The sequence below is a fragment of the Lactobacillus delbrueckii subsp. jakobsenii ZN7a-9 = DSM 26046 genome (genome assembly GCF_001888925.1).
GTDB lineage: Bacteria > Bacillota > Bacilli > Lactobacillales > Lactobacillaceae > Lactobacillus > Lactobacillus delbrueckii.
The window spans coordinates 478,171-504,752 of record NZ_CP018218.1 but is presented as its reverse complement, the minus strand read 5'-3'; the positions used below and the strand labels follow the sequence as shown (position 1 = coordinate 504,752).

The following is a 26,582-nucleotide window of genomic DNA, read 5'->3' as shown; positions in this document are numbered from 1 at the left end:
CTCCTCTTTCCCCATGTTAGGCAAGCCTTTTCGGCATTTCTTTGCCCCTCCAGCCCCTTTTTAGCTAAAAGCAAGGGCAAATATCTTCCGTCAGAAATGTTAAATGGATTTAGCAAAATGTCCAAGGAGGATTTTTGCCAATTTGTCACTTCTGTTTTTCACTTCCGGTAACGCTTACATTATTTTGGAAATCAAAAGCAGGCTTTTGACTTTTTTGTGGCCGTGTAAAAAGTCGACACGTTTTAATCACTTAAAAAAGATAGCAAAGTCCGTTTTTTGTCTTCCGGAATAAATCCCTTATTTTAGCCATATAAACCGCTTTCTAAAGTCTTTACTATTTTTTCAGCAAGCTAAAAAAGTCAGATTTTTGACCTGCCGCGTTTCGCCAATATCTTTTCAATAACATTCGTTCGTTAATTTTGTACTATTGAGATTTAGGGAAAAATGGTTGACAATGGAACTACACGAAAGTAAAGTTCATTTTCGCTTTTCGTTAACTTTACGTAAATTTTGTAAATACCATTCTAGCTGAGTAGAGGATTTTATATGGAAGCCGCCAAAAGCAAAAGTTCAAATAATTTTTTGACCACCTTTTTGACCACCTTAAAGAAAATTTTTAGCGACCGAATTCTGCAGATCACCATCGTGATCACCATCATCAGTCTTTTCTTTGCCCGGCCGCTCAGCGCCGATATGAACTGGCACACGATCGAGTCTGTCACGACCATGCTGGTCTTGATCCAGGTCTACAGCTACCTGCACGTTCTGGACATCATTGCCTATAAACTGGCGGCGATCGCTGACTCCACCCGGAAGCTGATCCTCCTCTTTACTCTCTTGTCCGTCTTCTCGGGCATGTTCCTGGGTAACGACATTACCTGCTTGACCATGATCCCCCTGTACTTGAACATCGCCAAGAAGTACAAGCTGCCGGAAATCCTGCCGGCCACTTTGATCGGGATGGGGGCCAACATCGGGGCGGCCTTCACCCCATGGGGCAACCCCCACAACATCTTCGTGGTCTCCAACTACCACTTAGTGCCCGCTATCTTCTTTAAGTGGACCCTGCCTTACCTGATCGTGGCCATGGTCGTCTTTCTCTGCATCTTCTTCTTTATCCCGAAGAAGAACATCCCGACCCAGGAAGTCGTTGAAATCAACGTCAGCTGGCCAATGACGATGATCACCACGGTCATCTTCTGCTTCTTCTTCGTTGGCGTCTTCAAGTTCGTTCCAATCTGGATGCCGATGCTGGCCTCCATCATCTGGGCCTTGATCGTCAACTGGAAGATCCTGCTCCACATTGACTACTCCCTTTTGCTAACCTTCACCCTCTTCTTCTTCTTCATCAGCGACATCCAGCAGATTCCTTTTGTCGTGGCCCTGATCCACGGCCTGGTCGGCACTGAAATGAGCACTTACTGGACATCCATCCTGTCCAGCCAGGTCATGAGCAACGTGCCATCAACCATCCTGGTCGGCAAGTTCTCCAAGTACGCTGAAGCCTTGACCCTTGGTTCCAACATCGGCGGCTTCGGGTCACCAATCGGGTCCATGGCCAACATGCTGGTCATGCGGACCTTCTACGCCCACGCTTCCAAGGATGCCAAGAAGAAGTTCTTCCCGAAGTGGCTGGGCTACCAGATCGCCGGCTTGATCATCCTGTCCCTTATCGGCTGGGTCATCGTCAAGCTGAACCTGTAGTAAGATATTAAATCTCTCGCGCGTCTCCTTATTGGAGGCGTTTTTTGCTTAAAAACTAGTGCTCAGTTGCCTTTTAATATATAATTTACTAAAACGGCCGGAAGCATCTGGTCAAAGTTGATTTCGCCCCTCTGGGGCCTAGAAAGGGAGGCAAAAAATGGCAGTCTGGATTATTGCTATTTTAGTCGTATTAATCGTTATTTTTTACATTTCAGCCTACAACGGCCTGCAAAAGGCCAAGGTTAACACTGAAGAGGCCTGGAGTCAGATCAGCGTTCAGCTCAAGCGGCGGAACGACTTGATCCCTAACCTGGTGGAAACCGTCAAGGGATATGCCAAGCACGAAAAGGAAACCCTGAGCAAGGTGGTTGAACTCAGAAACCAGCTGACCCAGTTGCCAGCTGACGACCATGAAGGGGCCATGCGGCTGTCCAACCAAATCACTGACAGCTTGAAGACCATCTTCGCCCTGTCTGAAAGCTACCCAGACCTGAAGGCCAACACTAACTTCGCCAACCTGCAGGAAGAACTGACCAACACGGAAAACAAGATTGCCTACTCACGGCAGCTCTTCAACTCCAGCGCGGCTGTCTACAACAAGATGCTCCTGGTCTTCCCATCCAACATCGTGGCTAAAATCCACCACTTCACTAAGGTTGACTACCTGGAAATCCCTGAAGAAGAAACCAAGGTACCAAAGGTATCCTTTTAAAGGCTAAGGGATCGCCATGCTATACCAACAAATTGCCCAAAACAAGCGGAAGACGGTCGGAGTCCTGGTCGTTTTCGTTTTGATCTTTGCCCTGGTGGGCGCGGGCCTGGGCCAGCTGATGTGGGGCAAGCCCCTGCCGGGCGTATTGACCGCCGGCGTCATTGCCTTGATTTACTCTTTCCTGGTCTTCCAGGATCCGGTCAATGTCGTCATGAGCATGAACCATGCCCAGCATTTAAATAAAGAGGACAATCCCCAGCTTTTTCATATCGTGGAAGACATGGCCTTAGTGGCCAATATTCCCATGCCCGAAGTCTACTTGATTCCGGACAAGAGCCCCAACGCTTTCGCGACCGGCCTGTCGCCGGACAAGTCAGCCATTGCTGTTACCCAGGGCCTGCTGGACATGATGAACAGAGAAGAGCTGGAAGGGGTCCTGGGCCACGAGATTTCCCATATCCGCAACTATGACATCCGTCTGTCCATGGTGGCCCTGGTTTTGGTCAGCGCCATCAGCTTTATCGCCGACTTTGCCCAGCGCTGGGTCTGGTTCGGCTTCGGCCTTGACCGGGACGATGATGACGACCGAGAAGGCGGAACGATTGGGATGATCATCGGCGTGATCGGGGTTATATTCGTTCTGATCCTGGGGCCTTTGGCGGCCAGCCTGGCCCAGATGGCCCTGTCCAGAAACCGGGAATACCTGGCCGATGCCAGTTCCGTTGAACTGACCCGGAACCCGCACGGCTTGATCAGCGCCTTGACCAAGATTGAGAACAGCCCTCCCATGCAGGCGGCCAACAGCGCCAGCGCGTCCTTGTATATTGAGGACCCGATTAAGCGGCACAGCCTGAGTCATCTCTTTGACACCCACCCGGCGACCGCTGACCGGATCAAGCGCTTGGAAAAGATGTAAATTAAATACAAAAGTTTCCAGATTTTTCTGGAAGCTTTTTTACTCTACCTAAATTTAAGTTATATTTATCTCTCGGCTTCTATTTGCTATAATGTACGCATTAATTTGCTGCTTTTTCAAAAAAGTGTATTAGAGGGAAGAAAAATGTGTCGCCAATTGCAAGAATAAATTGGCGTCTGTTTTCAGTTTTAAAAAAATTGTAGATTTTTTCCTGCGTTAATAGGTCCAGGCCAATGGTTGGTTCATCCAGAAACAGGTAGCTTGGTTCATGGATCAAGGAACAAGCAAGTTCACAGCGGATCCGCTGGCCCAAAGACAATTTGCGGACCGGCGTTTTTACGATCTCGCCAATATCCAGTAAATCGCACAACTCCCGCAATCTGGCTTGATAACGGTCTGGCTTTAATTGATAAATGGCCGCCAGCATATTCAAAGTGTCAACAGCAGGCAAGTTCCAAGACAGCTGCAACTTTTGCCCAAACATGACCCCAATTTGCCGCAACAGCTTCTTTTGACGACTTCCCGGAATGAGTCCCGCTACTTTCACGCTGCCACTGCTTGGCTGAATAATCCCTGTCAGCAGTTTGGTCAATGTCGTCTTTCCTGCTCCATTTGGGCCAATCAGGCCAATAATTTCACCATCTTTTATAGTCAAATTCAGATCTTTCAGAGCAGGCACCAGCTGGTATTTCCGATGGAAGATATCCTGCAAAGCTCCCTTTAATCCCAGTTCCTTGCTAAAAGTCCGATAATCAAAAGAAAGCTGGTCGATTTCAATCACTTTTCTCCTCCTCATATGTCGTTAATAATTGTTTAACATTCTAGCGCTCAAACTGTTCCTGCATCCTTACTTTTCATATTTGAAAATTCCTGTTTTTTATGCAAAAACCGCTGAACTTACAGTTCAGCGGTTTTCTATTTTCATAAATTGATGCCCTGCTGGCGGAAGAGCTCCTTACGCTTGGCCGCCGGCGACATCCCGTAGTACTTGCCAAATTTTTCATAAAAGAAGGACTTGCCCCGGTAGCCAACCAGGCCGATGATCTGCTTGATCGACAGGTCTGGCCGGGCCAAAAGGCGGACGGCTGCCTCCATCTTCTGCTCGTCAACCAGCTCAATAAAGCTCTGCCCGGTCTTCTTTTTGACCAGGTCGGAAAAATAGTTGGGACTGAGCTGGTAGTAAGCCGCGGCATCCTTCACGCTGGTCGAGACATAGTTTTCACTAATATAGCGGCGGATCTCCCGCTCACTCAAGCTGCCCACTTCATTTAGTGCCCGCAAGGCCAGAGCCAGGGCAGTTAGCAGCTGGCTTTTGAGCAAGACTGAAGATACAGAATCGCTAGTCTGGTACTCATTCAAGGCCGCCAGGAAAGCCGCCCCAGCTGGCCCGTCAACCGCCACCCGGCCGTGGGTCCCTACTTCTTCAGCTTCTCCCAGCATGAGCTCCTTTTTCAAGTCTTTCACTGAAAAAGCTTCTGGCAAGACAAGCTGGACTAGGAGCCCCTCTTTCAGACTGGCCTTGCAGTCCTGGCCAGCTGCCAGGAGGAACCAGTCACCGGGCTTAACCTGCCACTTTTTCTGGCCAGCCCGGAAGTGCCCCGTCCCCGCTAAAAGCAGCAAGGCAGTCAAAGAGTCATTCTTCCAGCCTTCAGCCTTGTCGCCTAGTAAAACAAACGTACAGGCCGCGGTCTGCCCCTTCCCCTTGCTCAGCGGCAGGGTGGCATCCCCCGCTTCCTGCAATTTTTTCTGCAGCTTGGCAATTTCAGTCATCAGCTCTCTCCTTTCCAGCAAAAAATTATCTTCTTTTTATCCTATACTGGGTCTTACCAGATTTTACCGCTTACCGGCCAATTCTTTCTCCCGCCAGCGGGCCCAGATAGCCAAAAGCAGAGACAGGAAGACCAGGATAAAGGCCGCCCAGAAAATCGCGTGAATAGCCCCGTAGAGGATATTCTCCATCTGGACCAAATCCTGCTTGGGCAGGCTGGCCCGGGTCTTGGCGTCTGATAAGTGGTTGAGCATGGACAAAGTGATCTTGCCTCCGCTAGCCTTGACCCCTTTAGCCAAGTGCTCATTCAAGATGACCCCGAAGACGCTGGAAGAAATCGCCATGGCCAGCATCCGGATCAGGTAGGAGAAAGAAGTAGCAACCGGCACGTCCTGGCTTTCCGCGTCTTCTTGCACCTTAACCTGAAGCTGGTTGAACATGACCCCGTGGCCCCAGCCCTGCAGCATCCCGGCCAGCAAGATCCCCCAGTAAGGGAAATAGCGCGGAGCCACGGCCATAGCCAGGTAGCCTGCCGCCAAAAGCCAGCAGGTGGCCAGCATAACCTGGTAGGCTGACCAGCGCCGGCGCATTTTTTCCACGGACAAGGAGCCCAGCATGTCGGTAAGGGCTCCGGGAATCTGGGTCATCCCTCCGACCAGGGCAGTCGTGGCCATCAAGCCTTCAGCCCACATCGGCGCGTAGACGCTGTAAGCCGACATGGCGGCCCAGATCAAAACGAACAAAGTAAAGTCGACCACCAAGGGGATATTTTTGAACAAGCGGCCTGGAATAATCGGGTCCTCTGCCCGGCGCTCAATAATGACCAAAAGTCCGATGAAAATCAAGGCCGCCGCGAAGATCAAAAGCGCCGTGGCCAGACTGGCTGAACCCACCAGCTGGGTCCCCAATAAGAGGGCCACCACCCCAAAGGATAGGCAGATGGCCCCGCCTAAGTCGACCCTGCGAGCTGGCCGATCTTTTTTCTCATCCAGGAAAAAGATCTGAATCAAAACGATGGAAATCAAGGCCACCGGGATGTTGATATAAAAGACCCAGCGCCAGGACAGGGCATCAACGATCCAGCCCCCAAAGAGCGGTCCTAAGATGGTGGCCGTGGTGAAGAAGGCAGAGACCATCCCCAGCACCTTTAGGCGCTTGTGGGCGTTTGGATAAAGGTCAGAGTAGATGATATAAGGAAGCGACACCATCCCCCCGTTGCCGATCCCGGCCAACAGGCGGAAGGTCAAGAGAAAGGACATCTGCTGGGCGCAGCCCTGGAGCAGCGCCCCCAGCAAAAAGCAGGCAGCCGCGAGCTGGTAGGCCAGCTTGTTCCCCCGCCGCTCGCCTAATTTACTCCAAAGCGGCGTGGAAACAGCCGTCCCCAATAAGAAGATGGCCACCAGCCAGCCGGTATACTCAATCCCGTGCAAATCGGCAATGATCCGCGGCAAGGCGGTGTTGATAATCGTGTTGTCCAGGCCGGACATGACGTTTGATAACATCAAGGCCACGGTAATTACTCGTCTTCGTTGATCTGACATTTTTCTCTCCCACTAAAGTCTAAAAGCCTGTAATTCTAGGATACAACTAAAAAATTTTTCGTTAAAGCTACTTCCCAGATTATTTTAAGAAAAGTGCTATAAATCGGCATTTTCAATCAGTTTGGACAAAGTTTGAATTAGACAGGCCTTAGCACATCCAATATAATAAAATAAGAATCAATTTGACGAATCAACGGGGTGCCGGAAGGCTGAGATGATACCCATGGAACCTGGCCAGGTAATGCTGGCAAGGGAAAATGCTGCTTATGGTCACCCCAGTTTTGAGGTGACTTTTTATTTTGCAAGCAGAACTGACAATTGACCACTTAACTTTTTCCTACGGGGACCGGGAGGTCATCCGCGACCTTTCCTTAACCCTGCCGGCGGGGACTTTTTCCCTCTTGATCGGGCCGACCGGCTGCGGCAAGTCGACCCTGTTGAAGATCATGGCCGGCCTCTACCCGAAATACGGGGGCCAGCTGACCAGCGGGCAGGTTTCTTTGGGCGGGCGAAGTCAGGCCATGATGTTCCAGGAAGCCGGCGAGCAGTTTACCATGGCCACACCTAGAGAAGAGATTATTTTTGCCATGGAAAACCTGGGCAAAAGCAAGACAGAATTTGCGGACCGGCTGAGGCTGGCCAGCGAATTCGCGGAAATCGACTCTCTTTTAGACCAGAAGATCGTAACCATGTCCGGCGGGGAAAAGCAGCGGGTAGCCTTGGCCGTCCTGGTCGCCATGGACGTGGATCTTTTCTTATTAGATGAGCCTTTTGCCAGCGTGGATCCGGCGGCCCGCCGCTTCTTGATTGGCCGCTTGGCCAAGCTGAAAGAGCAGGGCAAGACCATCATCATCACCGACCACCTTTTTGACGACTACCAGGGCAAGGTGGACGGGGTCTACCGCTTCAAAGGCGAGCAAGTGGACTTATTGACTAAGGATGAACAAGCGCTTCTCCTGGCTACTGAGCCAATCGGCCTGCACTTCCCCCTGCCGGAGAACGAGCCAGCGGCTTTTGTCATGAAAAATTTTGCCATCAAGCAAGGCCGGTCTTTGCTTGAGCAAAAGGAATTATCCATCCCCAAGGGGAAGGTGACCTTGATCACGGGGCCAAACGGCAGCGGGAAGAGCTCTCTGTTTAAGGCCATGACCAAGTTGCTGGACTACCAGGGGTCTTTGACCTGGGAGGGCAAGGAAGTGGCCAAGCTCAATGAGCGGACCTACTTCCAGCATGTAGCCCAGATTTTTCAAAATGCGGCTGACCAGTTCATGGCCATCACCGTCAAAGAGGAGCTGGCTTTGAGCCAAAAGCACGCTTCCCCCTACTTCACTCCGGAAGTCTTAGACCAGGCCCTGGCTGACCTGGATTTGGCCGACCACATGGACCAGGTGGTCTACTCCTTGTCGGGCGGGCAGAAAAAGAAGCTGCAGATCCTCTTGATGCTTTTGTCGGGCCAGGAAGTGCTCTTGATCGATGAGCCTTTGAGCGGCCTGGACCAGAAGTCGATTGAGCAGGTCGTGCAGCTTTTGCAAAAGTGCCAGGAAAAGAGCGGGCAGACGATCCTGCTGATCAGCCACCAGTTCTACGGAATCAGCACTTGGTGCGACTACCACCTGCGTCTGGCCGGCAGAGAGCTGGCTTTTGTCCAGGATTAGGAGCAGAAAATGACTAAAAGCAAAATGAATCCCAGCTTGAAATTCCTGCTGACCTTGATTATTTCACTGGAGTTATCTTTTAAGGTCAGCCTTTTCAGCAATATCATCGTTATTGTTTTATCCTTAGCCTACCTCTTATACCGGCGGATCAAGCCTAAGACCCTGGGCAGGATGCTTTTGGCAACGGGCTTAGCGGCAATTACCGTCTTTTCTTCAGGCTACATCTTCAGTGACCACCGCGACCTCTGGTATGCTTTGGACATCTCCAGCCGGGCCTTCGTATATACCTTCACCACGGCCTGCCTGACCATTTCAACCACGGCAGAAGAGATGGCCCGGTCGCTGGAGCAGAACTTGCACTTGCCGAGCAAGTTTGCTTATGGAACTTTAGCGGCTTTGAACATCATTCCCCGCATGCAAGCCGCGGTCAAGCAGATCCGGGTGGCAGGGATGATGCGGGGAGTCTACCTCTCCTTTTGGTCCCCGGTCCTCTACTTTAATGCGATTTTGGTAGCTTTAAACAGTGCCGACAACCTGGCCCAGGGGATGGAGTCCCACGGCTACCGCGAAGGCGCTCCGCGGTCCGTGATCGTTGAGGTGCCGCTAACTAACAAAGATTGGCTGCTCTTTATTATTGCGGTTCTTCTTTTGAATCTGGGCGCTTTTTTACTCCCGTAGAAATTGCAAAAAAATTTATTAAAAAAGCTATAAAATTGATCTAAATCAATTTCTTTTGCCTGGGGAGGGCCTATAATACTAAGTATCAAGAGAAGAAATTACTACTTAAGTAAAAAGAAAGGAAATTACCATTATGAAGAAATTAGACGCTACTACTTTGACTGCTGACCAACAAAAGTTCTTTAACGACGCTTTGGCCTTCGTTGCTTCCGTTGACAAGGACGGCAACCCACAAGTTGGTCCTAAGGAATCATTGACTGCTTTGGACGACAAGCACCTGGTCTGGAGTGAAGTTACCTTCTCCCACTTGTGGGAAAACATCAAGAACGGCAGCAAGGTTGCTGTTGTAGTTGCTGACGTGCCAAGCCACACTAACGTACGCGTGCTCGGCAGCGTGACTATCCACGAAGGCGACGACTTCGCTAAGGAATACGCTGCTAAGGTTGGCAAGAAAACTGATACTGCCGTAGTAGTTGAAGTTGAAGAAATCTTCGCTTAATCAAATCAGCATAAAGAAAATGGCTTCTAGGAGAAAATCCTGGAAGCCATTTTTGTTTACTGTTCTATTTTTTCGCCCATAAAAGGCCACAGGCCAGGGCAGCGTAAAGCAAGTACCAGATGCCGATTGAGATGTACCCATGAATATTGAAGACAAAAATTAAGACGATAACCGCTAATGCTGCAGCAGTTACGTAGCCAACCGCCGGGCTGAGCTTGGTCAAGGGAATGATTCCCAAGAAAAGGGTCAGCAGAGTGATCGCGATCATGCCGACAATTGCCCAAGATACTGGACCTGGGTTGCCCAAGGCAAAGATCCACTGAATTGCCATAAACAAGGCCAAACAGATGCCAGCCAGCAAGAAGACGGTTTTAACGGCTGGCTTAGTTACAAAGTTTTTCATCATAATCACGCTCCTATTTTTTAAGGGCTATTCACTTATATTGTAAGCTCAAGTTCTTCTTTTGAGCAGTGATTCTTGCTAAGCTTAATAACTTTTGCATTTTCACCCAAGCCAGGCCATCACGCAGCTGACCAGACTGACCGCCAAAGCGACAACAGCCAAAGTCCAATACCAGGTCAAGCCAAAATACAGGCCTACCACCCGGTCAATTACAAGGCCCAGCAAAAGGCAGACACCAATTACCCAAGCTGCTACAGGAGCCAGCCACTTGCTCAGCCAGGCTCCCAAAGCAGCCGCGGCAACGAGCAAAATAAAAGCATCATAAAAGCAGTTCTGTTGCCTGCCCATGACTGCCGCTAAAGGCATAACCGGAAGCCGTCTAGCCAACTAAATTAATGATCAGCGACACTGCTGCTGCCGTCAAAAGCAGGTCATTGGCCAGCCACATGTAACGCTCTGTTTTAGTCATCAAAATCATCCCTTTCATGACTAAAATACTTTATTTAAACACTTTCACCCTAGATTCTAGAACTAGACTGATTCGTATATAAGCCCCTCCTGCTGATTTCCCAGGAGAGGCTTATACTTTCTATTCTACTTGTGGTAAGGACTGCCAGAGTTGATCATAAAGGCCCGGTAGATCTGCTCAATCAAAACCAGCCGCATCAATTGGTGGGGCATGGTCAGCTTGCCGAAACTGAAGAGGTCGTTGGCCCGCTTGTTGACCGCGTCACTGGTCCCCAGGCTTCCCCCGATCACGAAAGTAATGTCTGAATGCCCGTAGGTCCCCAGGTCCTTCAGTTCCTTGGCGAACTCTTCACTAGCCCGCTCTTTGCCTTTAATGGCCAGAACGTAAACATATTCCTTGTCCTTGATCTTGCTCAAGATCCGCTCGCCTTCCCGCTTCTTGACCTCTTCCATCTGGGCCGGGCTGAGGCTTTCCGGCGCCTTCTCATCCGGCACCTGCACGATCTCCACCTTGGCAAAGCGGCTCAGCCGCTTCTGGTACTCCGCGATCCCGTCCTTAAAATGCTTCTCTTTTAATTTTCCAACGCAAACAATTTTGATATTCATAATGCCCCTATTTTACCATTTTTACTTCCATCCCCACAATTAACAGTTTATCAACCGCCTTTTTCCACAGCTGTGGAAAGGCCTTTTCTAGATCTAGTGGACTAAAGCCGAATTCTATCTAGGTCTAGCTTTTTGCAAAAAAATTTCTAAAATCCCGTGTAACCATTCCACAAACTACCTGTGGACTGGACCTTTTCACAAACAATCACCAAAAAGGCCCGACCTGCCGCCTTGAACAGACGTTTTAACAAGCCTTTTACCCGTGGAACTTACACACAATCCACAGCTTATCCACAGTTTTTTTAGCGATTTTTACTCTGTTTTTTGCACAATTCACAGTCTTTTCCACAGAATTGGGGATAAAGTCTCCTTAAAAATTTCCCTTGACAAGAAATATATACGAACTTTACCTTCCTTTCACCCTGTTTTTGTTTTGAAAAGAACAAAAAAATCCAGCAGATCTGCTGATCCACTGGATTATTTGTTCTTAAATTAGTTGCTTGCCTGCAGGGTTACCGTGAAGGTCATGGTCTTGCCATTCCGGTTGACCGTAATCTTGACCTTATCACCAACACTGTGGCTGTACAGGATGCTGTGCAGGGTGGCTACGTCGTTGACCGTCTTACCGTCAGCCGCCGTAATCACGTCGCCCTTCTTGATCCCGGCACTGGCTGCCGCGCTGCCTGAAGTTACACCGGCCACGTACAGGCCCTTCTTCAGACTAGTTGAAATGCCCAGCTGCTTCTTGTAGTAGCTGTTCAGTTCATCAATTGCTGCTACCTTGATGCCCAGTTGCGGCCGGGTGATCTTCCCATTCTTGACCAATTGGTTGACGATCGTCACAACTTCGTTTGACGGGATCGCGAAGCCCATACCTTCGACGGAGTCGCCACTGCTGGAGCTGGCCAGCTTCATGGAGTTGATCCCGATAACCTGACCGTCAGAGTTGACCAGGGGCCCGCCGGAGTTACCGGAGTTGATGGCCGCGTCAGTCTGGATGACCGTCATCTGGTTGGAGTTGTAAGTGATCGTCCGGCTTGGTGAGGAAATGATCCCTTGCGTTACCGTAGACGCGTATTCATACCCTTCTGGTGAACCGATGGCAATCACCGTCTGCGCGGACTGCAGGCTGCTGGAGTCACCAAATGAAGCAGTCTGAGTCACGTACTTGGAGTCGATTGACAAAACTGCCAGGTCACTGGTTGAGTCCTTGCCGACAACATTAGCGGCAATCGTCTTCCCGGAATCCAGCATGACCTTCACCTTGGCTGCCCCAGAAATAACGTGGTTGTTAGTGACGATGTAGCCCTTACCGTTTGCCGTCGTGTAGATGACCCCGGAACCCTCAGAGTACAAAGTCAAAGACTTCTTGGAGCTGGATGAGTCTAAACTGTCCGAGTCACCGTAACCAAATATACTGTAGATGTCAGAGCTTGATGATGAACTGGAAGTGTACTTGTAGTTCAAAACTGAAATAACCGAGTTCTTCACCTTCTTGTAGGCGGAAGTCATCGTCCCGCTGGTAGTCCTGGACTTGTTGACCTTAGTCGTGCCGCTGGATGAAGTCGTCACTGACCCGGTTTCACCAGTGTTGCTACTGCTTGAGCTGGCCGTGGATGATGAAGCATTGCTGTTCAAATTGGCTGCTGACAAGCCGCCGTAGGCAATCCCCCCGCCCAAAAGACCGGCAACGACCCCAATGATGGCCGCTTTAGTTAGCAAACGGTTATTTTCCTTCTTGCGCGTGTTTCTTTGCTTATCTTGTTCTTCAGACATGGTTATCACTCCTTATCGTTGCCATTATCATATCCTAGCTTTTTGAAGTATATATGAACAAAACGTATTAATTAAAAGCTTTAAATCCTCTGTATTATAAATTAATTAAAGAACTCGGCGTCATCGGCTCGGTATCGTGCAATTCCAGGTCACTGGCCACGTCGGCGTCTCTGGCCGCCAAAACCTCTTCCGCCACGTCCCGGGCCAAATAGTTTAAATTGTTCTGCTGGCTGCGGTGGGCCATGAAAACATGCTTGGTTTTAGAACTGATAACCCTGGCCAGAGTCTCAGCTGCCTGCTCGTTTGACAGGTGGCCGTGGTCTGACCGGACCCGCTGCTGCAGGCTCCAGGGATAGGGGCCGCTTCTCAGCATCAGGTCGTCATAGTTGAACTCGAGCAAATAAGCATCCGCGTCTTGAATCTCATATTCGACTTCTTCAGACACGTAGCCTGTGTCCGTCAAGCAGGCCAGGCGCTTGCCCCCGCTGGAAAAAACGTAGTACTGGGGCTGGGCCGCGTCATGGCTAGTGGCAAAAGCCGTTACTTCCAAGTCCCCATAGCACTTGGTCTGGCCCGGCTCAATCACATTGATCTGGTCTTTCGGCAGGCAGCCGATCTTCCCGGTCTCCTCCAAGTACTTCCAGGTGCCCGTGTTGCTGAAGGCATTCAGCTGGGGATAGCGGCGCATAAGGACCCCCATCCCCCCGCTGTGGTCGCCGTGGTCATGGCTTAAAAAGACAATGTCCAGGTCCTCGATCGCCACGCCTACCTTGGCTAAAAGCTCCTTGGTCTTCTTGCCTGAAAGGCCGGCGTCCATCAAAATCTTGTGCTGGTCAGTCATCAGCAGGCTGCAGTTGCCCGCTGATCCGCTCGATAATACCGCGAATTGCAAATTTTTTCCTTCCTGCCCTTAATCGTCCAATGTACTGTTTTGCAAAAGCTGGCCGCTGAAGGCGTTGACCCGCTTCAAGCAGCTGCTCTTACTTCTCTTATTTTCAATCCAGACCAGCCAGGTCGGGACGAAAATCACGCTGCCCCGGACCTCGGTCAATTTGGTGTAGCCCAGCTTGACCTGCATTACCCGGGAGTTGTCGGCCAGTTCCCGGGTGGTGTAGAGGTTGGTGACCGCCCGCAAGGGGCTGATAGTTGCCTGCAGCTCGCGGACACTGGACAAGTCAGTCAAGTAGGTCTGGTAGTAGCCCGTGATCTTCTTGTTCTTGACATTGACCACCAGCTGGGCCAGGCTGCTGTAAACCAGGCCGTACTGGGACTTCTGCACGTAAACGTAGCTGCTGTTGCTGGAGAGGTTCTTGGCATAGACATACTGCTTGCCATGCAGGACGTAATTGCTGTCATTCTTGAACTCGCCCACCGTCATCCGCTCCAGCGGAATCGCGGTCTTTATGGTCGCGTACAGGGTCTTGTCCCCTTCAGCGTAGCTGGTGGAGACGTCGCTGCTGAGCTTCTTGGCGGCTTCCTTCAAGTCGCTCTTACTTCTAGTGGCCAGGTAGTAGCCCGAGTCCCCCTTTCTGGACAGAGAAGGAACCGTAATATTGTCTGACTTCATTTCAGCCTTCAAGCTGGTTGAGGTCGGCACCGAATTGGTCGATGAGGTCAAGGTAACCGGGGCCCGCCAAAGCTCAATCAAGAGATAGATGTCGACTAAGCAGAAGAGGATCAGAAAAAGCCATTCAATTTTGCGATGATCCATTTACTTTTCTCCTTCCTTTGAGCTGGCAGAGCTTGCTGATACGGCGGAACTTGAACTGGAGCTGGAGCTTGATTCAGCCGCCGGCTGTCTGCGGCTGCTGGAATATGCTTCCTGGCTGCTGGCCGGTGCCTGGCTGCCCGCCTGGCTGACGCTGGAACTTGCGCTTGAGTTGGCTTCACTGCTCGACTCATTGCTGGAATAGCTGGAAGACGAGTAGCTGCTGGAGCTGGAACTTGGCCCCTCCATTAACAGATCCGTGTTTTCCGCCTTAATCTTCTTCCAGCCGGCCAGGCTGTTCCAGCTGCCGCCAACCTTGATGAAGTAGGTCGGCACCAGGGTAATCAAGTCGCTGCGCTTCTTGTCGGCCTGGATATGGTAGCCTATGGTGATTTTTTCAATTTCGCTTTCCTTGATGCCGATGCTATTCAGCTCCTTCAGCAGAGTCGCGGTTTTCGGCAAGGTCTTGACACGGCCGTCATACGGGATCGGGATCTGCAGGTTCATGCTGCTGAAAGCCACGCTGACCGACTCCGTCCCCATGGTTACCTGGGTCTGAGCCAAAGCGTCGTTGGCAAAAATCGGATAGCCTTCAATATAGTTGATGTAGGACACCGTCTTGCCGCTGCTTTCAAAAAAGCGCAGGTCCTGTTCAGCCAGGCCCAACTGCTTGACATAGGCGGCACTTTCCAGCATCTCCTGGGTGACCGTCCGCTCCTGGCTGGTCAAGTAGTTCTGGTACAGATACTGGTGGTCATTGCTCTTGCCTTCCTTAGGAATCTGCAGGCGCTTGGAATAACCAGCCGTGTAGACAGTGCGGCCGTTCTTAGCCACCGACTTCCGGTAGCTGCTGCCCAAGAGCCGAGAAGCATAGTAGCTGCTGGACTGGTAGCTGATCAGGTAGCTGTATTCCTTGGCCTTGATTTCCTTGGCATAAAAAGGCACGTAGAGCTTCTTTAAGTGCAGGAAGCTGACCTCCTGCCGGTCTTGGGCGCTCTTGACGTACTTTGCCAGCTGCCAGAAGGAGCCGGACTTGATCTTTACCCGGTAGACCCGGCTGCCCTTGTCGTTGCCGAAATAGAGGTAGCGGGTCTTGCTCTTGACCGGGACAAAGACCCGGTTGAACTGCAGGCTGGAATTAGCTTGTTTTTTGCCTAAAAGGACCGTGAAATTGATCTGGTCCGGGTAGGCAAACATAATATAGTTCTGGTCAGCCAGCAGTCTCTCATAATCACTGGCCGTGGTTGCCATTTTCTCGATCGTCCCCAGCTTGACCTTTTCCAGGTACTGGACAAACTTCAAAGGCAGGTTTCGCTTGGCGTCAAGGACCTGGTAGCGGACCCCGTTTTGAAAGACATAGGTCTGGCCCGGGGCGTAAAAAGACTGGACATTCCGGTAGTAGGTCGACAAAGAAGCCGAGCTCTGGGAGGATGATTCATTGCTGATCCGGCTGAAGCGCTGGTCACTGGTCATCACCGTGACCCAGAGGCCGATCGAGATCAAAATCACGGTCAAGGTCGCCAGGTGGAGGAGAAAATCATTGAATTTGAACTTGAATTTAAACTTCATCCCATTCATCCTCCTCATCCATTGGTTCGTAAGGCAGGGCAATATAGAAGGTTGACCCGTGCCCTTCCCGGCTGTCTGCCCAGATCCGGCCGCCATGGGCCGTCACGATTTCCTTGGCGATGGCCAGGCCCAAACCGGTCCCGCCTTGGTCCCGGGACCGGGCCTTGTCTGCCCGGTAGAAGCGGTCAAAGATCTTACCCAGGTCCTTCCTTGGAATCCCCAGGCCCTGGTCGCTGATGCTGAGCAGGATCTGGTTCTGGTTCTGGGTCAGGCGGACCGTGATGGTCCCCCCGTCAGGGGAGTACTTGATAGCGTTGTTCATGATGTTGTCGATCACCCGCATCATCTGGTCAGTGTCGATTTCCACCCAAAGGGCCTGGTTGCCCAGGTCCCGCTTGATCACGTATTCCTTGGTATCGCTCTGGGCCTCGCCCTGGTCATGTTCGACAATCATGTCGAAGCGGTTGAGCAGGTGGGAGACAAAGTCAGTAAAGTTAACCCACTCCGGTTCCAGCTTGGTGGCTCCCCGGTCCATTCTGGACAGAACCAGGAGGTCGTTGACCATCCGGATCATCCGCTCAGTTTCCTTTTGCGTCACATCCAAAAACTGGGGGGCAATCTCCGGATCCTTCCAGGCCCCTTCATTCAAGGCTTCAATATAAGCCCGGACACTGGTCAAAGGAGTCCGCAATTCATGGGAAACATTGGAAACGAACTGCCGCTGCTCGTCTTCGTTCTTGATCTGCTCAGTCACGTCGTGCAAAACACAGACGGCCCCGGAAACAAAGCCCGTGACCCGCTTGATCAAGGTAAAGCTGGCATGCAGGATCATTTCATCATCCGTGCCGGCATTGACCGTGACCTGCATGTCGCTTTGGTTGGAGATCAAGTCCTGGGAAGTGTAGTCCTCCCCCAGGCCTAAAACTTGAGAAATCGGCTTCTTGATCGCGTCTTCGGCCTTGACGTCCAGGAAGTCCTGGGCCATCTGGTTCATGATCGAAACATTCCCGTGCCGGTCAGTCGCGATCACCCCATCAGTCATGTGGGACAGGACGCTGTCCAGCCGGCGGCGCTCAGATTCTGACTGCTCATTGGACCGCTCGATCTTGACTGAGAGGGTGTTAAAGGCCGCCCCCAGCTGGCCCAGTTCGTCATTAGAGTAGATCTTAACCTGGGTTGAGTAGTCCCCGTTAGCCACCTGGATGGCCTGCTGGCGGAGCTCTTCAATCGGCCGGGTTATTGCCCGGGAAATAAATATGGAGGCAATCGCCGCCACGACTACGGCCAAAAGTGAGGCCGTCAAGAACATCATCGAAATATTTCGCAAGTTATTGAAGACGTCAGCCATGCTGGCCCGGACGTAAACCGCCCCGACGATGTTGGTTCCGCTGGTCAGAGGCACAATCTGAACCATGAAACTGCCCTTCTGGTCACTGGTAACCTGGGTCTTCTGCTGGCCGGAGTTGATCACTTCCCGGATATCGCCGTTGTTAGACAATTGTCCCACCCGGTTCTTGTCGTTTAAGTTGGACACGGCCCGGATCACGTTCTTGCTGTCCACGACCTGGATTTCAGAAATCGCGTCATTGCTGTAATCAGTGATAATCTGGTTCATCTTCCGGTCAGCACTCTTGCCGTTTTTGACCAGCTGGGCAGTCAGCTGGTCGGTCACGATCGACTGCAGCTGAATCGTGGTTTGAAAGTTGTTGATGCTGGTCTGTTCCATCTGCCGGGTAAAGTAGGCCCCGATGATTTCAATCGTGGCCAGCAAAAGGAGCATAAAGATAAGGGCGATCTTGGTCTGGATCGAGCTGACCGCGCACTTAAGCAGGTTGGTCTTCTCTTTCTTCACTTTCTCTTTGCGTGCTTTTTTATCTTTCTTCATTAATCCATCCACATAAAGAAAGCCACCTCAAACAGTGGCTCCCAAATTATTTTTCTGTTTGCTGCTTGACAAAGTAGCCGACTCCCCGCCGGGTAACCAAAATCTTCGGCCGGACCGGGTTGTCCTCGATCTTTTCCCGCAAGCGGTGAACCGTAACGTCAACCGTCCGGACGTCGCCAAAGTAGTCGTAGCCCCAAACCGTCTGCAAGAGGTGCTCTCTGGTCATAACCTGGTCCATGTGCTGGGCCATGTAGTAGAGCAGCTCGAATTCCCGGTGGGTCAGTTCGATCTTTTCCCCGTTCTTTTCAACCAGGTAGGCATCCGGCTTGATCAGCAGGTTGCCGATCTGGATGTCATTGCTTTCCTGTTCTTTTTCCTTCTGCTGGTTAACTTCCACTGCCTTCTTGACGATGTCCCGGCTGCGCAAATTGGCCTTGACCCGGGCCACCAGCTCACGGTTGGAGAAAGGCTTGGTTACGTAGTCATCCGCCCCCATTTCCAGGCCGAGGACCTTGTCGATCTCACTGCCCTTGGCAGTAACCATGATGATCGGCATGTCATGGGTCTGGCGGACCTCCCGGGCTACTTCCAGCCCGTCTTTCTTCGGAAGCATTAAGTCTAAAATCATTAAGTCAGGGTTGTATTCTTCAACCTTCTCGACAGCTTCCTCGCCGTCATAAGCGGTCTCTACATCAAAACCCTCTTTGGTCAAGTTGAACTTGATGATATCGGAAATCGGCTTTTCGTCGTCAACGACGAGAATTTTTTTAGGCATTATGGACCTCCTTCACTGTGACTATTATACTTGATTTGCCCGCCAAATTAAGAAAATTACAATTAATGTAAAAAAGAAGATTGCTTTTACTGAAATTTATGGCATAATAAAATTGTTGGTTGACACGGGTTGTTAGCTCAGCTGGCAGAGCACCGGACTCTTAATCCGGGTGTCCAGGGTTCGATCCCCTGACGACCCATCATCTCTAAGCACTGCGCTCGCAGTGCTTTTTTTATTTTACAGCAAGCGGGGGACTTTTGATGAGTAAAAAGATTTACTACTACCACAGCGAAAGCGAGGACCTGGTCAGTTCCGCCCAGCAGGACTTCCAGCTCCCAGATGACTACCAGGCCTTCCGGAAAGGGGCGGCTTGGCAATTCTGGAACGTCCTGGTCCGCAGCCTGGCCTGCGCCTTTGCCTGGCTCTACTCCCGCCTCTTCTTACTAGTTAAAGTCAAAGGCAAGGAAAAGCTGCGCCCTTTTAAAAAGCAGGGCTATTTTGTCTATGGCAACCACACCCAGATGCTGGGTGACCCCTTCACCCCCATGACCATCGTCAACCCCTACCACTACTATGCCCTGGCCGCGCAGGCCAACTGGGGGATTCCTTTTTTAGGCAAGTACGTGATTCCGGCAGCTGGCCTGCCGGTTGGGAAAAACATCAAGCAGTCCATCCGCCTGCTCAAGGACGTTAAATACGCCTATGAAGAAAAGCAGGCGGCCATCGTCATCTACCCGGAAGCCCATCTTTGGCCCTACTACACCAAGATCCGCCCTTTCCCGGCGACCAGCTTCAACTTCCCGGTCAGCCTGAAGGCCCCGGCTTTTGCCATGACGACCACCTACCAGCCCTGCCACTGGCGCAAGCGGCCGAAAATCACGGTCTACATCGATGGCCCCTTTTACCCGGACGAGAAGCTGAGCAAGAAGGCGGCTCAGGAAAAGCTGCACGGTGAAATCGCCAAAAGCATGCAGGAGCGGGCAAAACTGAGCACTTGCGAGTATTGCTCGTATGTTAAAATTGACAGTAAGAACTAGGACTTTTTCTACTATGGAGGCAAAACCATGAACTTTCTTTTTTGTGGTGACCACAACGCTGAAAGAGGCGTGCTGATTGCCGTCTTATCCCTGCTCAAAGCCGAACGCGGCGAAGAGGTTCACGTCTACATTCTGACCATGAGGGCCAAGAGCAAATCCAGGTCCTTCAAGCCCTTCAGCCAGCACGCGGCCGACTTCATCCGCTCGCTCATCGTGGCTGACAACCCCAACAGCAGCCTGGAGCTGATCGACTGCACCGAAAACTTCATCAAGGAACCGCCAACGGCCAACATGGGCACCCGCTTCACCCCCTACGCCATGCTCCGGCTTTTTGCCGACGAACTGCCGCAAATTCCCGACCGCATCCTCTACCTGGACGATGACGTGATCATCCGTCGGCCGGTTGACCAGTTTTACACCCAGGACTTGACCGGGACGGAACTGGTCGGGGTCCTGGACTACTTTGGCCGCTTCTTCTTCCACAATCAAAAGAAGATTTTTGACTACTTGAATTCCGGGGTCCTCCTTTTGAACATGCCGGAAATCAAGCGGACTGGCCTCTTTAAACGGGTCCGCCACTTGATGCAGGTTAAGAAGATGTTCCTGCCTGACCAGACGGCCATCAATAAATTAGCCAAAGAAAAGCGGATTGCCCCGCGTAAGTACAATGAGCAATACGCCCTCCAGGACGATACGGTCATCCAGCACTTCACCACCAGCTTCCGCTTCTTCCCTTATTTCCGCACCCAGACGGTCAAGCCTTGGGACGTGAAACGGGTCCACAGCGTGCTCAACCTGCACGAATACGATGACTTGCTTAATGAGTACCTGCAGCTTAAAGACCAGCTGTAAGGCAAATACAAAACTGCTTTGTGGAGAATAGAAAGATGACGATTCCAATTTTTTACACCATCAGTGACGACTTCACCCTTACCTAGCTGTTTCCGTGAGCTCCCTGGTCAAGCATGCCAGTCCGGAAAAGGACTATACGATCATCATCCTGCACCAGGGGCTGAGCCCGGCCAACCAGCAGGCCCTAGCCGCTTATGAAAAAGACAAGGTTAAGATCGAATTCCGCCAGCTGGATGACCAGCTTTTTGCCCAAATCCAAAATAAGAAGGGCAACTACCTCCGGGCCGACTTCTTCACCCTGTCGATCTTCTACCGTCTCTTTATCCCGGAACTCTTCCCGGAATACGACAAGGCTGTTTATATCGACGCTGACACGGTCGTGAACGCCGACATCGCCGGCCTCTACCAGACGGAAATGGGAAACAATCTGGTCGCTGCCTGCCATGACCAGTCGATCCACTATATCGAGCCCTTGCAGACCTACATCCGAGACTGCCTGGGGATCGATCCGGACAAGTACGTTAACTCCGGCGTTTTGGTCATGAACTGCCAAGCCATGCGGGATGAAGGCTTCGTGGACAAATTCCTGCAGCTACTTTCGACCTACCAGTTCAACTCAATCGCGCCGGACCAGGACTACTTAAACGAGATCTGCTCTGGCCGGATCAAATTGCTGGACCCCCGCTGGGACGCCATGCCTAACGACTTTGACCCGGAAATGACCAGTCCGTACTTGATCCATTACAACCTCTTCTACAAGCCATGGCACTTCGAGGAAGTCAAGTATGGCAGCTACTTCTGGCAGGCCGCTAAAGAGACGCCTTTTTATAAAGACCTGCAAAAACAGCTGGCTGCTTTCAGCGACCAAGACCGGAAGGAAGAACTGGCCAAGATGCAGAGCATGGTCGACATGGTCGGCAAAATTTTGCATGATCCGCAAAACTGGTTCCACGTGAAACAGGAAATAAAAGTTACCCTATAGGGCAAGGAGAAAGATATGATTATCGGAGATAAGCGCCTGGACGTAATCCACAATATCAAACAGGCCGCGAATGAAAGAAACTTTACCGCCAAAACGGAAATCGGCGACCCGGTAATGTCCAGCGAGGAAAAGCTGGCCTTGGTGGAAGGTTTTTGGCAAAAGCAGGGCCAGGCCAAGACGAAATTTGACGGGGCCGTGGGCCGCGAGCTTTTACAGCTGTTGACCAAGACTATCTCCAGGCCAACCAAGGTGAATGGCCTGAACAAGCTAAAAGGCCTGCCAAAGGGCGGGGCAATCGTGACGGCCAACCACTTTAACCAAGTTGATGCCCTGGCCGTCAACCGCCTGGCCCAGAAGGCCCACCGGCGGATGGACATCGTGATTGAAGATACCAACTTGATGCTGCCGGGCTTTTTCTCCTACATCATGAACAATATGGGGTCAATTCCTCTGACCCAGAGTCCCAACTACCTGGGCCGGGAATTCATCCAGCACTTGAACCGGGCCTTTAACCAAAACCACTGGGTCTTGATCTTCCCTGAACAGGAAATGTGGTGGAACTACCGCAAGCCCCGCAAGCCGCAACGCGGGGCCTACTACTTCGCGGCCAAGTGCAACGTCCCGGTGATTTCGACTTTTGTGGAAATCCAGGACCTGCCAAAACTGGAAAAGCAGAACGAGCACTTCTACCAAACCCGCTACACCGTACATGTTCTGGACGTCCTCTACCCGGACCCGACCAAGACGGCCAGCGAGAACGCCAGCCGCTTGATGGAAGAAGACTACAAGCTGAAGGTCCAGGCTTATGAGAGAGTCTACAAGAAGAAACTGGACTACGACTTCACCAGCTGGGACATTGCCGGCTGGCGGGGAGAATAATTTTTCAAAGCAAAAAGATCATGAAGGTAAAATTCTCCTTCATGATCTTATTTTTTATAAAAAATTACTTGACGTATTTTTTAGATAAAGGTGTTGAGCGTGTTCAAAACGGCGGAAGGGATGATCCCTTGGACCAGCTTGAAAGCTACCGTGCCTTCCTGCAAGTTGAAGAGGCCGGCAAACCAGTCACCCCAGGCATTGTAAGGGATGAACAAACTGAAGAAAAAGACGATCAGGTTGATTTCCGCGGTCAATTCAAACAGGTTAACCCAGTTGAAAGGCAGGTGGCTCAAGAAGATGATGAAGATTGCCATCACCAAGCCCATGAACATGGACAATACAGAAGTCAAAATGGTGCCAAAGTGGCTTTTGTAGAACATGGTAGTACTCCCTCTTTATTTTTTCTCTTAGTGGTGAGATGCCCCGCTGACCGCGTCGCTAGCTGGGTTTTCCTCATCAGCCGTGTCAGCGGCGATCCGGCCGAAGGTGAAGATGTCAGCCAAGGAGTTCCCGCCCAAACGGTTGCCGGCGTGCAGGCCGCCCGCGTTTTCACCAGCTGAGTACAGGCCGGCGATCACGTGGCCTGCTTCGTCCAAAACGTGGCCCTTAGTGTCGATAACCAGACCACCCATGGTGTGGTGGATGGCTGGCTTACGCGGAGTTGCGTAGAATGGTGCTACTTCACACTTCAAGTGGAAGGCGCTCTTGCCGAATTCCGGGTCGTGGCCGGCGTCAACGTAAGAGTTGTACTTCTTGATGGTGTCGGTCAAAACTGCCGTGTTCGTTGACGATAGTGTTTACCGCGTCACACATTTGTGAAGTCTTGTCCAGCTTGTCAAGGTAAGGGATGACCTTCTTCTTGTTAGGCATTGAAACATTTGACCCCCGCATGTCCAGAGTCCGGATAGCGTCGATAGCGCCTGGAAGCTTTTCGCTGTCGATTTCAAAGCAAAGGTAAGCCCCGTTCAAGCCCAACTTGGCAAAAGCGTTGTTGTGCATGGTTGGTGACATGGTGTGGCGGATTGGGTAAGCCATCAAACCGACCAAAATCGTGTGCCCGTCAAGCCAGCCGGTGATTGGGCCGTTAACGCCTGGAAGCTTCGTTTCTTCGATCTCGTTGTTTCTTTCGTCTGCCATTTCTGGAATCTCCTTTAAGCTTTTTTCAACAAGTTACATTTTCCTCAATTCACTATTATGTTATCGTTTTCACTCTTCGCTATAAATAAGGCAAAGCAAAATTATTGATACACTGTAGGTATGGAAACCTGTTGTGCATGATTTGGAGGCAAATATGAACATTCGACATTTACGTTTCTTCGTCGAACTGGCGAAAACAGAACACATGGCCAAGACGGCCGAAAAGCTGGGCATCTCCCAGCCTTCCCTCTCCTACGCCATCAGCAGCATTGAGGAAGAGCTCGGCGTGCCCCTGTTTGAAAAAGAGGGCCGGAACATCCGCTTGACCAACTATGGCAAGATCTACCTGGAATACGTCAAGAGCGGCTTGAGCGACCTGGACCAGGGCAGCGAGTACATTGCTGAATTGCTGGACGTCAACCGGGGTCATATCAGGGTTGGCTTCACCTTTACCATGGGCCAGGACCTGATTCCCCAGCTGATCTGCAAGTTCAAGCAGGAAAAAGACACCAAAGACATCACTTTCTCCTTCGTACAGGGAACCACCGACGATTTGGTGAACCAGCTGGTCAATGACGAACTGGATTTGGTCATCTCCTCAGCTCCTGACCTGCCTGGCCTGGAAGACAAGGTCGACATCTCCCATCTGGTTGACCAGGAAATGCTGGCTGTCGTTCCCTTTTCCAATCCTTTATCCAAAAAGGACTCTGTCTCCCTGGCTGATTTGGCCAAGTACCCGATGATCTACTATAGCAAAAGCAGCGGCCTGCGCCCCCGTCTGGATAAGATGTTCGCTGAAGCCGGCGTCAAGCCGAAGATCATCATGGAGTCCATGGAAGACCATACCATCATTGGCTTCGTTCACTGGGGCTACGGGGTAGCCATCGTGCCCCACCTGCCCCAGCTGGACCCGCGGACGGTCAAGCTCTTGCACATTGATGAAAATGTCGGCGTTCACCCGATTTTTGTCGTGAAAAAGTCTGACCACTTCCTGACCCCGGCCGTAACCAGATTCGAACAATTTATCAAATCCTACTGCCGGAAGCATTATAATAACGAATATAAGTTCGTTTAAGAAGAAAAAGCCCAAGCATCAGTTTGGGCTTTTTTAGCAAGTTTTTGTAAGGAAGAAGGTTCCCGCGGCCAAAAAGGGCAAAGTGTATATTTTCATATAGCTTATTTTGTGCCCGGGAGAAAATTTGTGAATTGTTAGCAATATTAGTGACTGGCACCGGAAGTTGCTTCTGGCTTAGGAGCCGGAGCATGACTGGCGCTGGTAACAACGTCAACGGCGTAGTTGTCGGCATTGTCAGCAGCTGCCGTACCAGCCACTAAACCGGAAGCGTAGGACCAGGAGTTCATCATTAAGAGTCCTTGACAATCTTAAGAAAAACGCAAATAATTGTTACCAATACAAAATAAGTAATGTCCGTGAGCATTAATTTTGGAGGTACAAGTTAATAATGGATAATACCAGCTCAATGTCCACTAACCAAAAGTGGGTTTTGGCCTCTATGTCTTCCGGTTTCCTGCTGGAAAACATGGACGTCATGTTCCTGTCTTTCTCCCTGTCGGAAATCATCGCGCAGATGCACATCAGCTCCGCGGCCGGCGGCTGGATCGGAACCTTTACCAACCTCGGAATGTTCTTCGGTGGCGCGCTCTTTGGGCTGCTAGGAGATCGTATCGGCCGGGTCAAGACTTTCGATCTTTCTTTTTGCCATCGCGACTGGCTTAACCTACTTTGCCCACAACATCACCGCCCTTTACGCTCTCCGCTTCTTAGCCGGGATCGGGGCCGGCGGTGAATACGGGGTCGGAATTGCCTTGATCGCGGAAAACTTCCAGGCTAATCAAATCGGCCGGGCCAGCTCGGTGGCGGCCGTGGGTGGCCAAATCGGCTCTATCGTGGCCGCTCTTCTGGCCGCCTGGATCATTCCGGCTTACGGCTGGAACACCCTCTTCCTCTTTGGGGTAGTGCCGGTTGTCTTGACCTACTTTGTCCGCCGCCACGTCAAGGAAAGCGACGAATTTTTGGCCGCTCACAAGAAGGCGGAAGAAACGAGTGAAAAGATCTCCTTCGGCCGCTTGTTTGAGACGCCCCGCCTGGCTTTGCAGACCCTGGGCTTGATGCTGATGACGATCGTGCAGATTGCCGGCTACTTTGGCTTGATGAACTGGCTGCCGTCAATCGTGCAGAAGAAGCAGGGCCTGTCAGTTTCCGGCTCTTCTTACTGGATGATCGCTACTATCATCGGGATGAGCCTTGGGATGATGGTCTTCGGGACGATCATGGACAAGATCGATCCCCGCTGGGCCTTCGGCATCTTCCTTTTGGGCAGCGCGGTCGTGGTCTTTGCCATCGTCAACGTGACCAGCTACTGGGCCATGCTTTTGGCCGGAGCCTTGACCGGCTTCTTCTCCAACGGGATGTTTGGCGGCTACGGGGCGGTAATCAGCCAGCTCTACCCGACTGAAATCCGGTCCACGGCTAACAACTTGATCATGAACACCGGCCGGGCCATCGGGGGCTTCTCTTCCGTCATCATCGGCGCCTTGATGGACCACTACAACCTGTACGTGGTTATGGGCTTCTTGTCCGCCCTCTACATCATCAGCTTCCTGGTCATGATCAGCCTGCCAGGCCTTAGGGAAATCCAGGCCAAGAAGCGGGCAGCCTAAGGCTGGAAAGACAAAAGCAAGAAAACCAGCAAACTAAAAAACAAGATTTAAATATTTACCATGTCACGGCTTCAGCTCTGCTGGAGTCGTTTTTCTTTAGCTAGCTATTTTTTCTGAAAGTTAACCAAGTCACAAGCTTAATTTTTTGCAGTTCTCATTTTCCTCCAACCGCTTACAAATAGCTTGTTTTTTTAATAATTAAAAAAGTGAGCTATTTTTTTGATTATTAGCATAAACCGTAGTACTATATTCTTCGAAAGTTATGCGGCTAGTTATTTTTCTCATTTTTTCTCCTTCAGTCGTTATAATTTTCGGTACTACTGACAGGTGGCGATCCGAGCATGCCACCG

The 26,582-nt window shown here is 51.2% G+C and carries 24 protein-coding genes, 1 tRNA gene and 4 pseudogenes; 13 read left to right on the top strand and 16 right to left on the bottom strand.

The features are described from left to right. Nucleotides 1-546: 546 nt before the first annotated feature. From LJ046_RS02690 to htpX, 3 genes are all read left to right on the top strand, one after another. Entirely contained in the window at nt 547-1,704 is a 1,158-nt protein-coding gene (locus tag LJ046_RS02690) for an SLC13 family permease (protein WP_002877754.1), read from the top strand. A gap of 157 nt (nt 1,705-1,861) precedes the next feature. Further along, nucleotides 1,862-2,416 (top strand): LemA family protein, encoded by a 555-nt coding sequence (locus LJ046_RS02685; RefSeq protein ID WP_002877753.1) that lies wholly within the window; start codon nt 1,862-1,864, stop codon nt 2,414-2,416. A gap of 16 nt (nt 2,417-2,432) precedes the next feature. After that, the gene (gene htpX / locus LJ046_RS02680; RefSeq protein ID WP_002877752.1) at nt 2,433-3,332 is read left to right on the top strand and encodes a zinc metalloprotease HtpX; all 900 of its coding nucleotides are present in this window, start codon (nt 2,433-2,435) and stop codon (nt 3,330-3,332) included. A gap of 175 nt (nt 3,333-3,507) precedes the next feature. On the opposite strand, the pseudogene LJ046_RS02675 reads toward htpX, so the two are convergent. The 3 genes and pseudogenes from LJ046_RS02675 to LJ046_RS02665 all read right to left on the bottom strand — a co-directional run. Then, nucleotides 3,508-4,113 (bottom strand): annotated as a pseudogene (locus LJ046_RS02675) (ATP-binding cassette domain-containing protein); the annotation flags it as partial. 140 nt (nt 4,114-4,253) lie between these two features. Further along, entirely contained in the window at nt 4,254-5,102 is an 849-nt protein-coding gene (locus LJ046_RS02670; protein WP_002877744.1) for a helix-turn-helix domain-containing protein, read from the bottom strand. A 63-nt stretch (nt 5,103-5,165) separates the two neighbouring features. Further along, a complete protein-coding gene (locus LJ046_RS02665; protein ID WP_035176485.1) occupies nt 5,166-6,641 on the bottom strand; it encodes an MFS transporter in 1,476 nt (491 codons plus the stop codon). Between the two features lie 299 nt (nt 6,642-6,940). On the opposite strand from LJ046_RS02665, the gene LJ046_RS02660 reads away from it, so the two are divergent. The 3 genes from LJ046_RS02660 (at nt 6,941) to LJ046_RS02650 (ending at nt 9,473) form a co-directional block, all read left to right on the top strand. Further along, entirely contained in the window at nt 6,941-8,296 is a 1,356-nt protein-coding gene (locus LJ046_RS02660) for an ATP-binding cassette domain-containing protein (RefSeq protein ID WP_002877739.1), read from the top strand. Between the two features lie 9 nt (nt 8,297-8,305). Further along, nucleotides 8,306-8,974: an energy-coupling factor transporter transmembrane component T family protein gene (locus tag LJ046_RS02655; RefSeq protein ID WP_072557699.1), complete on the top strand. Its 669-nt coding sequence runs from the start codon at nt 8,306-8,308 to the stop codon at nt 8,972-8,974. Between the two features lie 133 nt (nt 8,975-9,107). Continuing rightward, entirely contained in the window at nt 9,108-9,473 is a 366-nt protein-coding gene (locus tag LJ046_RS02650; protein ID WP_002877735.1) for a pyridoxamine 5'-phosphate oxidase family protein, read from the top strand. A 64-nt stretch (nt 9,474-9,537) separates the two neighbouring features. Here LJ046_RS02650 and LJ046_RS02645 read toward each other — a convergent pair whose 3' ends face one another. The 9 genes from LJ046_RS02645 to yycF all read right to left on the bottom strand — a co-directional run bounded on the left by LJ046_RS02645 (nt 9,538) and on the right by yycF (nt 18,663). Further along, the gene (locus tag LJ046_RS02645; RefSeq protein WP_002877733.1) at nt 9,538-9,879 is read right to left on the bottom strand and encodes a hypothetical protein; all 342 of its coding nucleotides are present in this window, start codon (nt 9,877-9,879) and stop codon (nt 9,538-9,540) included. A 99-nt stretch (nt 9,880-9,978) separates the two neighbouring features. Further along, nucleotides 9,979-10,242: a hypothetical protein gene (locus tag LJ046_RS02640; RefSeq protein WP_002877729.1), complete on the bottom strand. Its 264-nt coding sequence runs from the start codon at nt 10,240-10,242 to the stop codon at nt 9,979-9,981. 228 nt (nt 10,243-10,470) lie between these two features. Next, nucleotides 10,471-10,950, bottom strand: coding sequence for a 23S rRNA (pseudouridine(1915)-N(3))-methyltransferase RlmH (rlmH, locus tag LJ046_RS02635; RefSeq protein WP_002877727.1), 480 nt, complete (start codon nt 10,948-10,950; stop codon nt 10,471-10,473). Nucleotides 10,951-11,442: 492 nt separating this feature from the next. Further along, nucleotides 11,443-12,726 (bottom strand): S1C family serine protease, encoded by a 1,284-nt coding sequence (locus LJ046_RS02630; protein ID WP_002877726.1) that lies wholly within the window; start codon nt 12,724-12,726, stop codon nt 11,443-11,445. 94 nt (nt 12,727-12,820) lie between these two features. After that, nucleotides 12,821-13,618: an MBL fold metallo-hydrolase gene (locus tag LJ046_RS02625; protein ID WP_002877724.1), complete on the bottom strand. Its 798-nt coding sequence runs from the start codon at nt 13,616-13,618 to the stop codon at nt 12,821-12,823. Nucleotides 13,619-13,636: 18 nt separating this feature from the next. After that, nucleotides 13,637-14,437 (bottom strand): two-component system regulatory protein YycI, encoded by an 801-nt coding sequence (locus LJ046_RS02620; protein ID WP_002877722.1) that lies wholly within the window; start codon nt 14,435-14,437, stop codon nt 13,637-13,639. After that, nucleotides 14,438-16,003, bottom strand: coding sequence for a two-component system activity regulator YycH (gene yycH / locus LJ046_RS02615; protein WP_002877720.1), 1,566 nt, complete (start codon nt 16,001-16,003; stop codon nt 14,438-14,440). Further along, entirely contained in the window at nt 15,993-17,888 is a 1,896-nt protein-coding gene (gene walK / locus LJ046_RS02610) for a cell wall metabolism sensor histidine kinase WalK (protein WP_002877719.1), read from the bottom strand. Before walK ends, yycH begins: the two co-directional genes overlap by 11 nt. A gap of 46 nt (nt 17,889-17,934) precedes the next feature. Beyond that, nucleotides 17,935-18,663, bottom strand: a complete 729-nt coding sequence (yycF, locus tag LJ046_RS02605) for a response regulator YycF (RefSeq protein WP_002877717.1) — start codon at nt 18,661-18,663, stop codon at nt 17,935-17,937. Between the two features lie 126 nt (nt 18,664-18,789). Between yycF and LJ046_RS02600 the strand changes: the two genes are divergently transcribed. The 5 genes and pseudogenes from LJ046_RS02600 to LJ046_RS02580 all read left to right on the top strand — a co-directional run bounded on the left by LJ046_RS02600 (nt 18,790) and on the right by LJ046_RS02580 (nt 22,413). Continuing rightward, nucleotides 18,790-18,862, top strand: a tRNA-Lys gene (locus LJ046_RS02600). A 61-nt stretch (nt 18,863-18,923) separates the two neighbouring features. Further along, complete coding sequence (locus LJ046_RS02595; RefSeq protein ID WP_002877715.1) at nt 18,924-19,700, top strand: lysophospholipid acyltransferase family protein; 777 nt, start codon at nt 18,924-18,926, stop codon at nt 19,698-19,700. Between the two features lie 27 nt (nt 19,701-19,727). Then, nucleotides 19,728-20,552 (top strand): glycosyltransferase, encoded by an 825-nt coding sequence (locus LJ046_RS02590; RefSeq protein ID WP_002877714.1) that lies wholly within the window; start codon nt 19,728-19,730, stop codon nt 20,550-20,552. Nucleotides 20,553-20,587: 35 nt separating this feature from the next. Further along, nucleotides 20,588-21,534: pseudogene (locus tag LJ046_RS02585) on the top strand (glycosyltransferase family 8 protein). Between the two features lie 15 nt (nt 21,535-21,549). Further along, nucleotides 21,550-22,413, top strand: coding sequence for a lysophospholipid acyltransferase family protein (locus LJ046_RS02580; protein ID WP_002877705.1), 864 nt, complete (start codon nt 21,550-21,552; stop codon nt 22,411-22,413). A gap of 80 nt (nt 22,414-22,493) precedes the next feature. Here LJ046_RS02580 and LJ046_RS02575 read toward each other — a convergent pair whose 3' ends face one another. From LJ046_RS02575 to LJ046_RS10125, 3 genes and pseudogenes are all read right to left on the bottom strand, one after another. Next, nucleotides 22,494-22,793 (bottom strand): hypothetical protein, encoded by a 300-nt coding sequence (locus LJ046_RS02575; protein ID WP_002877703.1) that lies wholly within the window; start codon nt 22,791-22,793, stop codon nt 22,494-22,496. Nucleotides 22,794-22,820: 27 nt separating this feature from the next. Next, a pseudogene (locus LJ046_RS10130) lies at nt 22,821-23,189 on the bottom strand (FAD-binding protein); the annotation flags it as partial. After that, on the bottom strand, nt 23,146-23,550 hold the full coding sequence (locus LJ046_RS10125) for a shikimate dehydrogenase family protein (protein WP_002877697.1): 405 nt from the start codon (nt 23,548-23,550) through the stop codon (nt 23,146-23,148). The pseudogene LJ046_RS10130 and the gene LJ046_RS10125, both read right to left, overlap by 44 nt. A gap of 154 nt (nt 23,551-23,704) precedes the next feature. On the opposite strand from LJ046_RS10125, the gene LJ046_RS02560 reads away from it, so the two are divergent. After that, nucleotides 23,705-24,625, top strand: coding sequence for a LysR family transcriptional regulator (locus tag LJ046_RS02560; RefSeq protein ID WP_035176483.1), 921 nt, complete (start codon nt 23,705-23,707; stop codon nt 24,623-24,625). Between the two features lie 143 nt (nt 24,626-24,768). Here the strand turns inward: LJ046_RS02560 and LJ046_RS02555 are convergent, their stop codons facing one another. Then, nucleotides 24,769-24,915 carry a fumarate reductase flavoprotein subunit gene (locus LJ046_RS02555; protein ID WP_133281457.1) on the bottom strand — a complete coding sequence of 49 codons (147 nt, stop codon included), beginning with the start codon at nt 24,913-24,915 and terminating at the stop codon, nt 24,769-24,771. Between the two features lie 98 nt (nt 24,916-25,013). Between LJ046_RS02555 and LJ046_RS02550 the strand changes: the two are divergent. Then, nucleotides 25,014-26,232, top strand: a pseudogene (locus LJ046_RS02550) (MFS transporter). Nucleotides 26,233-26,582 lie beyond the last annotated feature (350 nt).

What these genes read in the sequence shown, in the direction of transcription:
- LJ046_RS02665 (WP_035176485.1), bottom strand. Translation starts at nt 6,641, where the DNA reads ATGTCAGATCAACGAAGACGAGTAATTACCGTGGCCTTGATGTTATCA.
- LJ046_RS10125 (WP_002877697.1), bottom strand. Translation starts at nt 23,550, where the DNA reads ATGGCAGACGAAAGAAACAACGAGATCGAAGAAACGAAGCTTCCAGGC.
- LJ046_RS02685 (WP_002877753.1), top strand. Translation starts at nt 1,862, where the DNA reads ATGGCAGTCTGGATTATTGCTATTTTAGTCGTATTAATCGTTATTTTT.
- LJ046_RS02560 (WP_035176483.1), top strand. Translation starts at nt 23,705, where the DNA reads ATGAACATTCGACATTTACGTTTCTTCGTCGAACTGGCGAAAACAGAA.
- LJ046_RS02555 (WP_133281457.1), bottom strand. Translation starts at nt 24,915, where the DNA reads ATGATGAACTCCTGGTCCTACGCTTCCGGTTTAGTGGCTGGTACGGCA.
- walK (WP_002877719.1), bottom strand. Translation starts at nt 17,888, where the DNA reads ATGAAGAAAGATAAAAAAGCACGCAAAGAGAAAGTGAAGAAAGAGAAG.
- LJ046_RS02595 (WP_002877715.1), top strand. Translation starts at nt 18,924, where the DNA reads ATGAGTAAAAAGATTTACTACTACCACAGCGAAAGCGAGGACCTGGTC.
- yycH (WP_002877720.1), bottom strand. Translation starts at nt 16,003, where the DNA reads ATGAAGTTTAAATTCAAGTTCAAATTCAATGATTTTCTCCTCCACCTG.
- LJ046_RS02670 (WP_002877744.1), bottom strand. Translation starts at nt 5,102, where the DNA reads ATGACTGAAATTGCCAAGCTGCAGAAAAAATTGCAGGAAGCGGGGGAT.
- LJ046_RS02590 (WP_002877714.1), top strand. Translation starts at nt 19,728, where the DNA reads ATGAACTTTCTTTTTTGTGGTGACCACAACGCTGAAAGAGGCGTGCTG.
- LJ046_RS02630 (WP_002877726.1), bottom strand. Translation starts at nt 12,726, where the DNA reads ATGTCTGAAGAACAAGATAAGCAAAGAAACACGCGCAAGAAGGAAAAT.
- LJ046_RS02640 (WP_002877729.1), bottom strand. Translation starts at nt 10,242, where the DNA reads ATGCCTTTAGCGGCAGTCATGGGCAGGCAACAGAACTGCTTTTATGAT.
- LJ046_RS02650 (WP_002877735.1), top strand. Translation starts at nt 9,108, where the DNA reads ATGAAGAAATTAGACGCTACTACTTTGACTGCTGACCAACAAAAGTTC.
- yycF (WP_002877717.1), bottom strand. Translation starts at nt 18,663, where the DNA reads ATGCCTAAAAAAATTCTCGTCGTTGACGACGAAAAGCCGATTTCCGAT.
- htpX (WP_002877752.1), top strand. Translation starts at nt 2,433, where the DNA reads ATGCTATACCAACAAATTGCCCAAAACAAGCGGAAGACGGTCGGAGTC.
- LJ046_RS02620 (WP_002877722.1), bottom strand. Translation starts at nt 14,437, where the DNA reads ATGGATCATCGCAAAATTGAATGGCTTTTTCTGATCCTCTTCTGCTTA.
- LJ046_RS02580 (WP_002877705.1), top strand. Translation starts at nt 21,550, where the DNA reads ATGATTATCGGAGATAAGCGCCTGGACGTAATCCACAATATCAAACAG.
- LJ046_RS02655 (WP_072557699.1), top strand. Translation starts at nt 8,306, where the DNA reads ATGACTAAAAGCAAAATGAATCCCAGCTTGAAATTCCTGCTGACCTTG.
- LJ046_RS02575 (WP_002877703.1), bottom strand. Translation starts at nt 22,793, where the DNA reads ATGTTCTACAAAAGCCACTTTGGCACCATTTTGACTTCTGTATTGTCC.
- LJ046_RS02690 (WP_002877754.1), top strand. Translation starts at nt 547, where the DNA reads ATGGAAGCCGCCAAAAGCAAAAGTTCAAATAATTTTTTGACCACCTTT.
- LJ046_RS02645 (WP_002877733.1), bottom strand. Translation starts at nt 9,879, where the DNA reads ATGATGAAAAACTTTGTAACTAAGCCAGCCGTTAAAACCGTCTTCTTG.
- rlmH (WP_002877727.1), bottom strand. Translation starts at nt 10,950, where the DNA reads ATGAATATCAAAATTGTTTGCGTTGGAAAATTAAAAGAGAAGCATTTT.